The 14,340-nt window shown below is 64.1% G+C and carries 13 protein-coding genes; 1 reads left to right on the forward strand and 12 read right to left on the reverse strand.

The features are described from left to right. The 7 genes from NY08_RS00470 to NY08_RS00500 are packed head-to-tail and all read right to left on the reverse strand — an operon-like array spanning position 1 to position 7,038. Positions 1–936: a phosphotransferase family protein gene (locus tag NY08_RS00470; RefSeq protein WP_045194282.1), complete on the reverse strand. Its 936-nt coding sequence runs from the start codon at positions 934–936 to the stop codon at positions 1–3. Then, positions 933–2,342 (reverse strand): amidase, encoded by a 1,410-nt coding sequence (locus NY08_RS00475; RefSeq protein WP_045194284.1) that lies wholly within the window; start codon positions 2,340–2,342, stop codon positions 933–935. The genes NY08_RS00470 and NY08_RS00475 overlap by 4 nt, the downstream gene beginning before the upstream one ends. 10 nt (positions 2,343–2,352) lie before the next feature. After that, positions 2,353–3,144: an SDR family NAD(P)-dependent oxidoreductase gene (locus NY08_RS00480; RefSeq protein WP_045194285.1), complete on the reverse strand. Its 792-nt coding sequence runs from the start codon at positions 3,142–3,144 to the stop codon at positions 2,353–2,355. A 13-nt stretch (positions 3,145–3,157) separates the two neighbouring features. Continuing rightward, on the reverse strand, positions 3,158–4,426 hold the full coding sequence (locus NY08_RS00485; RefSeq protein ID WP_045194286.1) for a M20 family metallo-hydrolase: 1,269 nt from the start codon (positions 4,424–4,426) through the stop codon (positions 3,158–3,160). Further along, positions 4,426–5,988 (reverse strand): sodium:solute symporter family protein, encoded by a 1,563-nt coding sequence (locus NY08_RS00490; protein WP_045194288.1) that lies wholly within the window; start codon positions 5,986–5,988, stop codon positions 4,426–4,428. Before NY08_RS00490 ends, NY08_RS00485 begins: the two co-directional genes overlap by 1 nt. Before the next feature lies 1 nt (position 5,989). Continuing rightward, entirely contained in the window at positions 5,990–6,268 is a 279-nt protein-coding gene (locus tag NY08_RS00495) for a hypothetical protein (RefSeq protein WP_045199456.1), read from the reverse strand. A gap of 5 nt (positions 6,269–6,273) precedes the next feature. After that, positions 6,274–7,038, reverse strand: a complete 765-nt coding sequence (locus NY08_RS00500; RefSeq protein ID WP_045194289.1) for an inositol monophosphatase family protein — start codon at positions 7,036–7,038, stop codon at positions 6,274–6,276. Between the two features lie 244 nt (positions 7,039–7,282). Here NY08_RS00500 and NY08_RS00505 point away from each other — a divergent pair, with 244 nt between their 5' ends. After that, entirely contained in the window at positions 7,283–8,053 is a 771-nt protein-coding gene (locus NY08_RS00505; protein ID WP_045199458.1) for a GntR family transcriptional regulator, read from the forward strand. Positions 8,054–8,099: 46 nt separating this feature from the next. On the opposite strand, the gene NY08_RS00510 is transcribed toward NY08_RS00505, so the two are convergent. From NY08_RS00510 to NY08_RS00530, 5 genes are all read right to left on the reverse strand, one after another. Beyond that, positions 8,100–10,049 carry a primary-amine oxidase gene (locus NY08_RS00510; protein WP_045194291.1) on the reverse strand — a complete coding sequence of 650 codons (1,950 nt, stop codon included), beginning with the start codon at positions 10,047–10,049 and terminating at the stop codon, positions 8,100–8,102. Continuing rightward, on the reverse strand, positions 10,046–10,423 hold the full coding sequence (locus tag NY08_RS00515) for a hypothetical protein (RefSeq protein ID WP_045194292.1): 378 nt from the start codon (positions 10,421–10,423) through the stop codon (positions 10,046–10,048). The genes NY08_RS00510 and NY08_RS00515 overlap by 4 nt, the downstream gene beginning before the upstream one ends. A 100-nt stretch (positions 10,424–10,523) precedes the next feature. Next, the gene (locus tag NY08_RS00520) at positions 10,524–12,149 is read right to left on the reverse strand and encodes a long-chain fatty acid--CoA ligase (protein ID WP_045194294.1); all 1,626 of its coding nucleotides are present in this window, start codon (positions 12,147–12,149) and stop codon (positions 10,524–10,526) included. 68 nt (positions 12,150–12,217) lie between these two features. Next, a complete protein-coding gene (locus NY08_RS00525) occupies positions 12,218–13,297 on the reverse strand; it encodes an alpha/beta hydrolase (RefSeq protein ID WP_045194295.1) in 1,080 nt (359 codons plus the stop codon). A gap of 87 nt (positions 13,298–13,384) precedes the next feature. Further along, positions 13,385–14,269, reverse strand: coding sequence for a tagatose-bisphosphate aldolase (locus NY08_RS00530; protein ID WP_032395041.1), 885 nt, complete (start codon positions 14,267–14,269; stop codon positions 13,385–13,387). Positions 14,270–14,340 lie beyond the last annotated feature (71 nt).

Genomic DNA, 14,340 nt, shown 5'->3' on the forward strand with positions numbered 1-14,340 from the left:
TCAGATATTCCGTACTCGGTCGTCGAAATGGGGGTCGCGCAATCCAGCCCGCGCTCTCAGGAACTGCCAGTCGGAGAACTTCGAATACTCCTGCGTGCCTGGCCTCATCGCGTCGGCATACGAGCCGATGAGGGCCCACCGCAGGGAGTCGGCGATGCCGTATATACGGGCGCGATCGAACAGCGCACTGTCGAACGATCCCCACATCATCTCGAACACCTCGCGTGCGTCGGTGTCGAACGGACGGATCTCCGCGAGCAAGGCACCGATGTCCTGCAACGGATCCATCAGCGCCGCAACGTCCCAGTCCACGAGCCGCATACCGCCGTCGTCGAGCATCAGGACATTGGAGACGTTGCCGTCGCCGTGGCAGGGGACCGCGTCGAACCCGGCACCGTCGATGCGGACTCGAGCAGGCGCGAGAGTCCGCAGCATCCAATCGAAGTCGGCCGGGAACAACCCCCCGACCTTCTCGACCAAACCGATCACGTGCGCCAGGTCCTCGAACACCGACGCACGTCTGGTGATTCCGCTGAGCCGGTGAACGGATGTCCGCAGCGCCACCAGCTTCTCCACATTCGCGTCCTCGTCGAACAGATCGAGCGTTGCGGTCGAACACCGTCCGGTGAAGTCCTCCATCACCAGCACACCGGAGGCTGCGTCGGAGAAGAAGACTTTCGGTCCGATGCCCGCGTCGCCGGCCGCGGTCGCCGCCGAGAACGTCGCTGCGACATCGATGTAGTCGCGAGCGTGCGGTTCCGTCACTTTCACGTATGCGGCCGAGCCCGCGCCGGAGTCCGCAACCTCGGCCCGCGCCGAGTACCGCTCGGAGTCCGCGCCCCACCAACTGGGGCTCGCCATGGTGGTACCTGGGTCCAACGTCAGGTCACCCGTTGCCCAGATACCCAACTCGCTCAGTGTCTGCCGCACAGTCATCCCAGCACTCCGATCTTGTCAGCGGCCACAGCCGTCGGCCAGTTCATCTCGTATCCGCGTGCACCTTCGAGCCATTTCGTCAGCCTCAGCACCGCCTGGTCGGCGAACCGAGGTCCGACGACCTGTATCCCGACAGGCATGTGTCCGGCGAAGCCGAAACAGAGCGCCGAGGCCGGTTGCGCGGTCTGGTTGAACCATGCGGTGAAACTGCAGTGGCCCAACGGTTGTGCCGGGTCGAGCCCGACTTCCTCGGCACCGAAGCCCACTGTGGGAACGACCGGAGAAATGACGAAGTCGAATTCGGACGTCTGCGCCCGAACAGACTCCTGCGAGCGCATCACCGCATCGGTATCTCGCGTGAACTGAGCGGCCGAATACTCCGCCGCCTCCGAGGCCCAATCCGCGACCGCGGGCAGTACCTGCGATCGACGACTCTCGGGAATGGCCTCCCACTCCGTGCGCGCACGAACCTGGAACAGGCGATCCAACGCCGGGTACGGATCCACGCCGAAGATCGGCGGCATGTCGGTGACCACGGCACCCGCTGCACTCAGTTGCATTGCGGCAGAACGCACCACGGCCTGTACGTCGTCGGAAACGGTGGGACCGTAGCCCATGTCGAGCATGACGCCGATGCGAAGCCCGGCAGGAGCGAGAACCGCGTGTATCTCGTTGGTGTCCTCGTACGGCAGACTCCACGTGTCGCGTGGATCGGGCCTCGAGACAACGCCGTAGAGGTCGATGAGATCGTCGACGGTGCGCGCCATCGGACCGGCCGATCGCATGGTCGACGGAGCAGTGTGCGGAATGCGGCCCTGCGTCGGCTTCAATGCAACGAGCCCGCAGTGTCCCGCAGGCAACCGCACCGACCCGGCGATATCGGAACCGACAGAACCGAACCCGATGCCCGACGCCAGCGACGCACCTGCACCGGCACTGGATCCACCGGTGTTGCGCGAAGGGTCCCAAGGATTACGGGTGATTCCGTACAGCGAGCTGACGCCGGCTGCCATCATCCCCATGTCCGGCATCGTGGTCTTGCCGACGATGACGGCACCCGCTTCCTTCAGCCGGGCGGCCGGCGGCGCGTCGACCGTGGACATCGGCAGGTCCGCATTCGCGGCGACGCCGTGCCGCCACGGCATCCCGATCGCATGGACGCTGTCCTTGATCGTCACCGGAATCCCGTCCAGGCCTCCTCGGGCACGGCCGGATACGAGTCGGTCGGTCGCGGCCGCCGCGGCTGCACGGGCACCCGACTCGTCCACGTACGCCATCGCATTGATCACGGGGTCGGTCGCCGACAGATGTTCCAGCGTGGCGTCGAGCAACTGCACGGGAGTGAGCTCACCGGTGCCGAATGCCGCACGTATCTCGGCGACGGTTTTGGTCAACAGGGGATTCATCGCGTGCCTTTCATGCCGATACCGCGGTTACCGCCGGTATGACCGGAGTGCCGACGAGCCAGCCGCCGTCCACGGCCACGATCTCTCCGCAGATGTGGTCCGAGAGCGACGAGGCCAGGAACAGCACGGTGTCGGCGATGTGCTGCGGATCTGCCCACTTGCCGTTGGGCGTCTGCCCCTCCAGAGCAGCGCGGATGGACGCGTCGTAGATCGCGGTCATGTCGGTCTCGACGAAGCCGGGCGCAACGCCGTCGACGTTGATTCCCATCGGTGCATAGTCGATGCCGACCTGCCGAGTGAAGTTGACCATCGCTCCCTTCGCCGCGCAATACCCGGCAAATCCTGGATTGGCCCGCAGGCCGCTGATCGATGCGACGTTGACGACCTTGCCGCCCCGCCCGGCGTCGACCATGTGCCGTATCGCCGCTCGGGTGCAGAAGAACGTCCTGTCCACGTTCACTGCGAAAAGTGACCGCCACGCATCGTCGGTCGTGTCGAGGACCGTTCCGGCACTGAGCACTCCGGCGTTGTTGACGAGGATGTCGATGCCCGATCGGCCCGCGACGTCCGCGAAGACCGCGTCGACCTGCCGGGAATCGGAGATGTCCAGCAGGACGGACTCGGCGGTGCCTCCCGCAGCGCAGATCAGATTCGATGTCGATGCGCCGTCGGTGCGGAGTGCATCGCTGCGGTCGGCGATCACCACGTGCGCGCCGGCCGCCGCCAAAGTGGTCGCGACTGCTCGTCCGATGCCGCGGGACCCGCCTGTGACCATTGCAGTCTTGCCGCTCAAATCGATCATCTGGCTCTGCTTTCTATGCTCGAGTGCGGCTGGTGCCGGCGAGTTCGGAAGATCGGCCGACTCCGATATCGCCGCGGACCATGCGCGCGACCGTCTCGGCGAGCATTTTCACGCCGTCGAGCAGGTCGCTGTCGTGGGTCAGTTCTTTCTCGCTGTGCGAGATTCCGTCGACGCTGGGGACGAACAGCATCACCGTCGGGACGACGTCCTTGAGGTTCACCGAGTCGTGGCCGGCCATCGTGAGCATCCGTCGGGACGACAATCCGAGTGCCTCGGCTGCCTCCTCCGCCAGTTCGACGCCGTCGATCTGGTAGCTCGTGGACGGCCGTAGCGCCGAGGTGTCGACGCTGACCCGCACCTCCCCGTCGGTGTTGACGGAATCGATTGCTGCAAGGAGCTTCTCGTGGGCCTGCTCGAGAACGTCGGGATCGGAGGACCGGATGTCGATGGCCATGGTGACCTTCGACGGCACGACGATGGGGGAGTTGGGTTCGACATCGAACTCGCCGACCGAGGCCAGCAGCGCCTCCTGCGGGAACTGCGTGGTGAGTTCGCGGGTGGCGAGCACGATGCGCGATGCGCCGACCAACGCGTCGTGACGCTGGGCCATATGAGTTGCTCCGGTGTGCGACTGCTCACCGTGAACGGTGATCAAGTACTTCCGTGCGGCCCAGTTGGCGGTGACGATGCCGATCGTCGTGCCCGTGTCCGCGAGAATGGGGCCCTGTTCGATGTGGATTTCGGCGTAGGACGCGGCCTCGGGTGCATCGTCGTTGCCGTGGAATCCGATATCGGACAGAGCATCCCGCACGCTGACGCCATTGCGATCGGTGACCTTCAGGATGTTCTCGGCGTCGAACTTGCCGATGAAGACCCCGCTTCCCATGAGGCTGGGCGAGAAACGGGACCCTTCCTCGTTGAACCAGTTCACCACCGCGAGGTTGAATTGTGGAGCGACCGAGCCCCGTTCGACGCATTTCGAGACCTCGTACGCGGCGTGTGCCGCGGCGAGGACCCCGTAGGCCCCGTCGTACTTTCCGGCCGTCGGCTGACTGTCGAGATGCGAGCCGACGAGGACGTACGGAGCGCCGGGAACCAACTCGACGGTGCCGTACATGTTTCCCACCGCGTCGACGGTGGTGGTGAAGCCGTGCCGGTCGAACCAGTCGGCAAGGAACCGCCTGGTTCGACCGTCGTCCGCGGTCGCTGCCTCGCGGTGCACGCCGCCGGCGGCGGTGGCACCGAACTGCGACATCGCGGCGAAATCGTCGAGAAAAGTCACTAGATCTTCTCCGGTGCGGGGTTGGCAGCGAGTTCGTCGATCCGGTCCTCGAAGGACAGGTCGACCGGTGCTGTGCGGGTAGGACGCTTGCCGACCGCGAACATCTCGTCGACGCGTGCCTTCTCCTCGGCCGTGATTCCGGTGACCTTGGAGACGATGAGGAAGACGGCCAGGTTGACGGCCATGCCGACGACTCCACCGGTGAGGCTGCCCAGTCCGACGATGTCGTCGGGGAAGATCACGGTGAGCACCAGGGCGACGGTGAAGCCGGAGATCATTCCGGCGACTGCGCCCTTACCGTTGCCGCCTCGCCAGAAGATGCCGAGGAACAGCGGAATGGCAAGCTGCACAACGCCTTGGTACGAGATCTGCGCGAGGAGTTGCAGACGCGTCATGTTGAAGGTGGCGTAGGCGACGATGGCCGCCGCTGCCATGAACGCGAGCATGCTCGTCTTGGCCACCTTGGTGAGCTGGCTGTCGGAGAGTTTGCGCTTGTCGGAGTTGACGATGTCGTTGGCGATCTGCAGTCCGCAGACCTGCACGCTGCCGTCGATGTGGCCCATGGATGCGGCGAACACCATGGTGGCGGCGAGTCCCAGAAGCCACGTCCCACCGTAGCTCTCGGCAATGGTGAACCAGCCGGTCTGCGGTGAATCGGCGACGGCGCGAATGACCGTGCCTGCGATACCGACGAGCATGAGCAGTGAGTAGAAGACGCCGGAGATCAGCACGGTGCGGATGGTGCCGGACTTGACTGCCCGGACGCTGGATGCGGTGTAGATCCGCTGAAAACTCGTCGGCCAGCAGAGGGATCCGACGACACCGGTGAAGATGAGGGCGAAGAGGTAGAACGGGCCGTAGGAGTCGCCGTCGCCGGGGACGCGGAGATACTGGTCGGCCACGTCTCCCAGAGTCGAGAAGCTGATCGGGCCGCCGGCGACACCGGAGAGGAGGATCAGGCACAGTGCCGCGGAGAAGACATACGCGACGATGCCTTGGAACATGTCGGTCATGATCAACCCGCGCATGCCCATCTTGACGGTCCAGTACTGACGGATGACGATGACGGCCAGGCCGACGAACAGGCACGTGGTGACCGACCATGCTCCGGCACTGGCGATCTGGAAGACCTCGCCGAGTGCCTGCATACCGAGCACCACCCAGGGGAAGAGCGAGACGATACCGATGACGCTGGCGACGATCTTGGTGCCGCGCGAGTTGAAGCGCAGGCCGAGCAGGTCGGGCTGTGAGCGGAGGTTGTACTTCGCTCCCCATCGCCAGGCGCGGGTGGCCATGAAGTACATCATGGCGACACCGAGGCTGGAGTAGGCGAGGCCGTACATACCGAATACGCCTGCGCCGCTGGCGAGTCCGAAGAACGCGATGAATACCGAGCCCGGCCACCACGAGTTGACGTAGCTCATCGCGACGTACCAGGGGCCGTAGCTGCGACCACCCACCGAGTACTCGTCGAACGTCGGGGAGGTCTTCTGTTGGGTGGTGTACAGAATGAAGATGACGACGGCGTAGAAGACGCCGAGCATTCCCAGCATGATCAACATGTCATTCTCCAGTCAGCGGTGCGGTAGCGGGGAGGAGGTCCTCGTCGAGTTCGCCTCGGATGTCCTCGACGATGTAGAGGCCCCACAGGGTCAGTCCGAGCACGACCCCGTTGATCAGCCAGTACATGATGGCGAACGGGATACCGAGGATTTCGTAGCGAATTCCGCTGCCCCACATGTAGAGCGGTGGGAACAGTGCGAAGAGCAGAGCGAGAGCGTAGGTACCGCCGAAGAACGTCATGATGCTCTTTCGGCTCAGGCCGCGAATGTACTCTTTCATGTGCGTCATCCTTGGTTGACTATTTTGAGAACCGAGTCGTGAATTACGCCGTTGGTCGCAATCCCGTTGCCTTTGTCGAAGTCTCGCGCTCCGTCGAGCGAGGTGAAGGTGCCGCCGGCTTCCTCGATGATCACCGGCATGGGGGCAAGATCGTAGATCTGCGTCGTGTAGTCGACCACGGCATCGGCCTGGCCGCTCGCGACCATCATGTAGCCGTAGGCGTCGCCCCAGGTGCGTAGTACGGCACCCGTGGCGTGGAGGTCGACGATGGTATCCGGGTGCCAGTCCTCGAGCCAGGTTGCCATCACGTAGGCACCGTCGAGATCGGTCCTGCTCGAAACATGCACCTGCTCACCATTTTTCCAGCACCCTTTGCCGCGCTCGGCGTGCATGAGGATGTCGACGCTGGGTAGGTTGATGGCACCGAAGACGATCTCGTCGCCTTCCTCGATCGCAATCAGGTTGGCGTACAGAGGAACTCCGTGCACGAACGATTTGGTGCCGTCGATCGGGTCGACGATCCAGCGGTAGTCGGAGGTGCCGTCGGTTTCACCGAACTCCTCTCCGAGAAAGCCGTCGGTGGGGAAGTGCTCGGCGACGCCGGCTCTGATGTGCGTCTCGATATCGCGATCCGCCTGTGTAACAGGGGAACCGTCCTGTTTCTGCTCGACGGTGAGGCCTGAGGTGTCGAACCAGCGACGAGCGATCTCGCCCGCCGAGCGGGCGAGCTCCACGCCGAGAGCGGCGCGTGCCGACCTGGAATCCTCCACTGTGTTGCACCCTTCGGTAGATGTTGCGTTCTCGGGTAGATGCAACGATGGGCGTAGACCATTTCTGGTTTTCTCGTCGATACGTGAACGTCGTGTAACGCATGACCTGGTTGCGGGTCATAGGACACCCGCCGTGTTAATCGTGCGTTAATGCCCAGGTCGAGGGGTGTTGCGCGGGCCTGATTGAAGATTGAATGGACACTGCAGTCATTCCAGGAGAAATCGAGGTGGTCCGGTGCTGTTGATGGAACAGACGCACGCGGCGCTTCTTCGGCTGGCGGCCGAGCTCGAATCGCGCTCCGTTGCCCGGTTGCCTCCCGAACGCGAACTGGCCGAGCGGCTCGGCACGTCGCGGACGACACTGCGCAAAGCGCTGGATCTCCTCGAACGCGACGGTGTCATCCGACGGACGAAGGGCAGGGCAGGCGGTGCCTTCCTGACCTCGGTGACACCTGGTTCGTCGTCTCCAGAAAGTGCGCAGTCCCTCTGTCAGAGCCGGCGACTGCTCCGAAGCCTCAACACCGTCAAGGGCGTCCCACAGATGCTGCACGAGCAGGGATTTCGAGACGGGACCAAAGTCATCTCGGCGCGCATCGCCGAGCCGAGCCCGGAGGCGGCGCAGGTCCTGGGAGACGGACCGGTGGTATCGCTGCTGCGCCTGCGCTTCGCCGACGGTGACACGCTGTCGCTGGAGCAGATGTATCTCAGCGACAGCATCTGTGGCCGAGTTCTGGAGACTCCGTTGGACTCGGTGTACGAGGCTCTGCGTACCCGGCTCGGCGTATCGGTGTGTATGGCAGACGAATCCATCGAACTGGCGACGATCAGTGCGCCCGCGGGCTCGCTGCTCCGCCAACCCGAGGGAACACCCATCCTGAAACTCGAACGCATCGGATACGACCAGTCCGAACGACCCGTCGAATATTCCGTCGACCTGTTCCGAGCCGATCGAACGCGATTGAGTGTGCGCACCTCGTCGCTGGTGAGTGCCTCGGTCACCGAGACTGCGACCTAGACGCGTAGGCCCGGAGACCGCGGTCCCCGGGCCTGGACGCGGACAATTACTCGTTGCAGCAATGCGCGGCGGGCTTCGGCGTGTCCGGTGCCAGATCCAGCATCGGATTGCCGTCGAAGAACCCGGTGGGCTTGAGGTGCAGACTCACATGACTGACCGGCATCACCGGCCAATCCTCGGGGCGCACCACATGGTGTGCGGCGATCGTGGGCCAGATGACCAGGTCGGCGTTCTCGAGGGAACGGTCACCGCTCGTGTACTTCACCAGCCCGTCGGGTCCCGGATTCTGGGCCACGTACTCACCGGCCGCATAGCGCTCCCGTTCTGCGTACGGCGTCGCCCACAGGTGCTTGGTGGCGAACCCGCCTCGGCGCGCCTGCTGCGAACCTGGCTGTGCCAGAGGCAGAGCGACCGCACCGGACGGCTCGATCTTGTACCCGATGTGCCCACCGAGCTTGTTCTTCTTGTCCGCGTTGGCAATCAACCAGGAACGAGCCCGGAGTGGATCGGCGACGCGTTGCGCTTCTGATTCGCGGGTGAGCTGTCGTTTGGTCTGACGCCAGGCGTTGCCGTGGGGATTGTCCGGCCCGGCGGGGACGGCCTCGGCTTCGAGCTCGTAGAGGTTGTTGCGTGCCCCATCCACGTTCATGTCCAGACGAACACTGAAGAAGTGTTGATGATGCGGTCCGTAGAGACCGGGCGCGACGAGGGTCCCGAACTCGGGGACCGTGCCCGGCTCGATGGCACCGGTGGAGATGATGCCGGTCAGCTTGATCTCGAACTCGATGGACCCGTCGAGATACAGATGCCAGTAGAAGCCGTAGTCGTAATTGCCCACGGTGGCGAAGAACGAGACGACGAGACGACGGTTGCGTCGGACCTGGCCTACGTTGTCGCGAAAGTCGGTGTGTTTCCAACCGATGCTGTAGTCCTCCTCGTGCATGCAGATCGCATTCGGAAGTTCGATCGGCTGACCGTCCTGATCGTTGACGTACGCGTCGAAGTAGTGGATCTCGCCGAGGCAATCACAGCCCAGCTGAAGCGAATTGGCGAGAACGCCGAGCCCGTACTCGCCCTCGTCGAACACGTTCTTGTTCCACTGGCTGTCACCCGGATCGCCGTAGGGTACATACATCTCCGACAGGGATGCTCGATGGATGACCGGGCGTAGAGTTCCCCGATCGACGTATCCGACATCGTGCAGCACGAGACCCTCCCGCGGCGTGAAGCCAACGCGCAAGCGCCAATTCGCCCACTCGACGTAATGGCCGTCCACCGTGAACGACGGACCGTCGGGTTGAGTGATCTCGATCTTCTTCATCGATGCCCGCTGCTGCGCGAACTCCGGGACGTTGCCGGGACGTTCGTAGAATCCGGGTAGGTAGTTGCCTGGCGTGTGTGGGATGGGGACGACGCCGGTGTCTGCGACGTCGACGACCTCCATCGTGTCCATATCGACCGTCACGACGAGGTTCTCGACGGGCCGCGCGTAGCCGTTCTCCTGCGCTTCGCTTCGTACGAACGTCAGTGGCCGGGCGAGGCGTCGACCGCCGGGGTTGTCGCCCTCCATGGTGTGGCCGCTGGCCCACTTGTCCACCATTGCCAGCGAGAAGTCGGTGACGCCGCGTGCAGTCATCGCCGCCTGCCAGCGCGGGTCGGCCTTGATGACATCCTCGCAGCGAAGGAATTCCTCCAGCGTGATGGGCGGCTGGGCGTCGAAGATCTCGGTGTAGCTGATCAGGGCGTCGTGGGTGAGCGAGACAACTGCCTCGAAAGTGGCATGGGCGTCACGGTCACGCAGGACGACGAATGCTCGACGGTCCGTATTCGATTGCTGCAGCTCCGTTTTCGTCGGCTCCAGCAGTTCGATGTAGACGAAGCGTGCAGCGGAGGTCAGGTTCCGCTCGCGAACGACTATCGCCGACGTCCTCGAAATCTCCTGCGGGCTCAGCGGTGCGAGGGGATGAACTACAACGGGCGCAAAGGTATCGGTCATCGTGGCTCCTGCAGTGGGTAGTGGAGAAGTTCTGGCGGAATGCGGCGCGTGCGAAGGAACACGACGACGGTGGCGAGCACGAGTTCGAGCACCGCGACGATCGAGGCCGCCGACACGTCGCTGACACCGCCGACAACAACGGCCTGATGATGTCCTGTCGGACCGGAGGCATGCGCAAGCAGCATCACGGCGCTCACCGCCGCCATGACCACCCACGGGCGATTGTTGTTCGACCGCCACAGATCGGCAGCACACAGCAGGCACACCACGGCCATGGCGGCGACCACAACACCGATCGCGCTGCCGATCCCCATCCTCAGGTGGAGAACGGCCGAGATCACCGCAAGTGCTGCTGCACAACGGTTGATCAACACAGTTCGCCACTTCCCGCCGTCGCTGTCCGTTACGACGTTAGGGGTAGACCATTACTGGTATTCGCAGTTCGCGTGAGGAACGTGTAACTCACCGAACGGATCAGACCAGCTCGATGACCTCCAACGCACCGGCGGCATGGGAGCTCCGCAGCCTCTTCTTGTCGTATTTGCCGACACTGGTTTTCGGGACCTCGTCGATGAATGTCCACCGCTCCGGCAGCTGCCAGTGCGCCACTCGGCTGTCGAGGAATTCCTTGAGTTCCTCGGCAGTGACCGATGCCCCCTCGCGAACGACGACGGCTACCAAGGGCCGCTCGTCCCACTTCGGGTCAGGCACGCCGATGACCGCGGCCTCCCGCACGGCCGGATGTCCCATCACCTGGTTCTCGAGCTCGACCGAGGAGATCCATTCGCCACCGGACTTGATGATGTCCTTGGAGCGATCGGTCAGGCGCAGGTACCCGCCCTCGGAGATCGTTCCCACGTCACCGGTGCGCAGCCAACCGTCGTCGAACTTGTCGTCGGCGTCGGCGCGGTAGTAGCTGCCGGTGATCCACGGGCCACGCACTTCGAGTTCCCCGACGGTCGCACCGTCCCATGGCAACACCGTGCCTGCATCGTCGACGAGTCGCGCCCGGACTCCGGCGACGAATCTGCCTTGCGTACAGCGCAAGTCGAATTCGTCCTCCGGCGACAGGCCCGCATCGGGCTTGCCCGAGGTGCCCAGTGGGGAGGTTTCGGTCATGCCCCACGCCTGAGAGATGTGCACTCCGTACTTCTCGTGGAACGCCCGCATCAGGCTCGGGGGGCACGCAGCGCCGCCGACCACCACGTCACGCAGGCTCGACAGATCGGCCGGGTGCTCGTCGAGGTGAGCGAGCAGGGCCTGCCAGATGGTCGGAACCGCTGCTGCGGCCGTCGGACGCAGCGTCGACATCATCTCCGCCAGCGGTGCCGGCTGCAGAAACCTGTCGGGCATGATCAGCGACGCACCGACCATCAGCGCCGCATACGGCAAGCCCCAGGACATCGCGTGGAACATCGGCACGATGGCCAACACCTTGTCGGACTGCGCAATCGCCATCGCGTCGGTCATACACGCTTGCATCGAGTGCAGGTAGATGGAGCGGTGCGAGTACACCACGCCCTTGGGATCACCGGTGGTGCCCGAGGTGTAACACATTGCGGCAGCCGATCGTTCGTCGAGCTCCGGCCAGTCGAACTCCTCCGGCTTGCCTCCGAGCAGGTCCTCGTAGCCGAGCACCTCGATACTGTCTGGTGCGGTGACCTGTGCCGGGTCGACGCCGACGACGATGAGGTGCCGCACGGTCTCGAACGTCGGCAGCAACGGCGTCAACAGGGGGAGCAGACTTGCGTCGGCGATGATGACCTGGTCCTCGGCATGGTTGACGATGTAGGTGAGCTGCTCGGGAAAGAGCCGAATGTTCAGTGTGTGCAGCACAGCGCCCATCGCGGGAATCGCCATGTAGGCCTCCATGTGCGGGGCGTTGTTCCACATGAACGTTCCGACGCGCTGATCGTCGTCGATGCCGATCGACCGCAGACCGTGCGCCAGTTGCGCTGCCCGCCTGCCCAATTCCCCGAAGGTCACCGTGGTCGGACCGGTGTCGGTCCAGGTGGTGATCTCGGCCGAGGAGTGAATGGACGTCCCGAATCGAACCAGCTGGCCGATGGACAATGGGGTGTCCTGCATGGTGCTCTTCATCGATCTCGCTCCTGAAGTCTCGGCATACACATCGTTGTGCTGCGCGTCACACCATGCACGATACGGACTTACTCGGACGCGTGGTCTCGGGTACCTCGGATTCGTGCGTCGACCTCGCGAACGATGTCCTGAAAGATCTCCGACGCGGGGTCGATGACGGCGAAATGGCCCCCGGGTCCTTCGATCGAGGCGACCGAATCCGGGCCGGCCGACGCGGCGGCGTAGTACGCCCGGCTGATCTCGAGCAGGTTGGGGTCGTCGTCGAGTGCACTCACCACAAGCTGCGGGACGCCGAGCGGAAGCCTCGAGATGGGCGACGATTTCTCGTACGTCTCCTGCGCACCGGCGAATCGTGCGCCGATCGCGTTCGACACTGCCCCTTCGCCGAGCCACCGCTCGTCTCCGACCCGCAGATCGAGTACCCCGGCCAGACTCACTGCGAGAGCGGGTGTCCCTGGCTTTCCTGCGGAATCGGCCGCAAGCTGCAGCGCGAGTTGACCGCCGGCCGAGTGGCCGAAGAGAACTGTTCGAGACAGGTCCAGATCACCGGGCGCAGTGTTCAGCGCAGCGAGGGCCGCGGCCACGTCCCCGGTCATCGTGTCCCAGCCGTGTTCGTCGGGTCGACGATATTCGACGTTCCAGGTGGCATAGCCACGTGCCGTCAGATCGACGGCCATCGCGTCCATCAGATCGAATTCCCATCGCGAACGCCAATACCCACCGTGGATCAGCACGGCGACAGGGAACGGACCGTCGCTCTCGGGCACCCGCAGCTCGACGCGTTGTTCCGGGTGATCCCCGTAGGACAGGATCGTTCCGGGGTGGAAGCGGTGGAAATACACGCTGTCGATCGCGAATCGCAGACCGTCGAGTCCACGGCCGCGAATATGAGTGCGTATGCCCGGTGATCTGTCCGGAGTGCACTGACCCAGATCGACCCGAACTGCACTGCTGTACGGCGACGTATCGATCGGGATTCCGTCACCTGGAACGACGATCGCCTCGTCGGAACTGGTTGCGGCATCGACGATGTCACCGGTCAGGCCACGAGCAGCTAGAGCCCGGTTCGCCAGTTCCTCCGCCGTCGCGAGATCGGCGAAGACTCCGGGAGCGGCAACGATATGGATGTGTCTCGAAACGTCCGTCATGGGTTCACGCTACCCAGAACGGCGTCGACCGAGCCCGGGACGGTGCGTCCGGACTCGGTCGAAGAACGTGCAGTCGAAGAATGCGGATCAGTTGTCGACGGCCTCGTTCAGTTCGCGCAGGCGGGGAAGTGCACGGTTGGTGAGCAGGTCCTCGCGGGTCGCGGCGGAGACGGCCATGCTGTCCTTCCACAGTGACCGGCCGGCCATCGCGCCGCGCGCGCCGTTCGCTACAGCGATGCGTACCTGCTCGATGAACGTCTCGTGGTCGACGCCTGCCGAGAGCACTGCCCACGGAACACCCTGTGCCGCTTCGGTAACGGCGGCGCAGGCCTCGGCGGAGCCGGGGTAGGGGAGCTTGAGGACCTTGGCACCGCATTCGACCGAGATGCGGGTGGAGTCGGCGATGATCTTGCCGAAGCCTGCCTTGTAGTCCTCGTCCGATTCGCCCTCGAGCTTGTAGGTCAGGATTTCGACGATGAGTAGCAGGCCCTCGGCGGAGCACGCCTTGACCAGGTCGCGAATCTCCTCGGCGACACGGGAATCGACGCCCTGCCGTTCGGGACGCATGTAGAAGAGCATCTTGGCGACATCGCCACCCAGGTCGCGTACGACGCGCGGGGTGACGCCGTCGACGTACCGGGTGTAGCGCAGGCCGTCGGTCTCCTCGAAGCCCGAGGCGTCCATGCCGACCACCAGCGCGGTGCCCCGCGAGAGCACACCCTCGTCGACGATCTTGGGCAGTGCGACCTCCGGGTCGAGCAGGATCGCCGGGGCGTGATTGCCGAGGTAGCGAACCAGATCGGCCTTGGCGTCGGCGAGCTGCTCGAACGTGACCGAACCGGGCCCGTCGGGAGCGTCCGTCATGACCGCCTTCATGCCGTTGCGTTGATCTCCTGCGACGATGAGCATGTTGCCGTCGGCGGTGGAGATGGCGGCCATTCCGCGACGTTCGAGTGTGGTCAGTTCGTTCATTGTTTTCTCCTGGTGCTGGGTTGGGGTCGAGAGCGAGCGAGACAACGTTGTCTCACTGCAGAAATGTGGGC

This window comes from Rhodococcus sp. B7740 (genome assembly GCF_000954115.1).
In the GTDB taxonomy this organism is placed as follows: Bacteria; Actinomycetota; Actinomycetes; order Mycobacteriales; family Mycobacteriaceae; genus Rhodococcoides.

Bases quoted from the DNA above. Each gene is read 5' to 3' on its own strand.
- NY08_RS00475 (WP_045194284.1), bottom strand. From the start codon at position 2,342: ATGAATCCCCTGTTGACCAAAACCGTCGCCGAGATACGTGCGGCATTC.
- NY08_RS00520 (WP_045194294.1), bottom strand. From the start codon at position 12,149: ATGAAGAGCACCATGCAGGACACCCCATTGTCCATCGGCCAGCTGGTT.
- NY08_RS00470 (WP_045194282.1), bottom strand. From the start codon at position 936: ATGACTGTGCGGCAGACACTGAGCGAGTTGGGTATCTGGGCAACGGGT.
- NY08_RS00530 (WP_032395041.1), bottom strand. From the start codon at position 14,269: ATGAACGAACTGACCACACTCGAACGTCGCGGAATGGCCGCCATCTCC.
- NY08_RS00525 (WP_045194295.1), bottom strand. From the start codon at position 13,297: ATGACGGACGTTTCGAGACACATCCATATCGTTGCCGCTCCCGGAGTC.
- NY08_RS00490 (WP_045194288.1), bottom strand. From the start codon at position 5,988: ATGTTGATCATGCTGGGAATGCTCGGCGTCTTCTACGCCGTCGTCATC.
- NY08_RS00510 (WP_045194291.1), bottom strand. From the start codon at position 10,049: ATGACCGATACCTTTGCGCCCGTTGTAGTTCATCCCCTCGCACCGCTG.
- NY08_RS00480 (WP_045194285.1), bottom strand. From the start codon at position 3,144: ATGATCGATTTGAGCGGCAAGACTGCAATGGTCACAGGCGGGTCCCGC.
- NY08_RS00495 (WP_045199456.1), bottom strand. From the start codon at position 6,268: ATGAAAGAGTACATTCGCGGCCTGAGCCGAAAGAGCATCATGACGTTC.
- NY08_RS00505 (WP_045199458.1), top strand. From the start codon at position 7,283: ATGGAACAGACGCACGCGGCGCTTCTTCGGCTGGCGGCCGAGCTCGAA.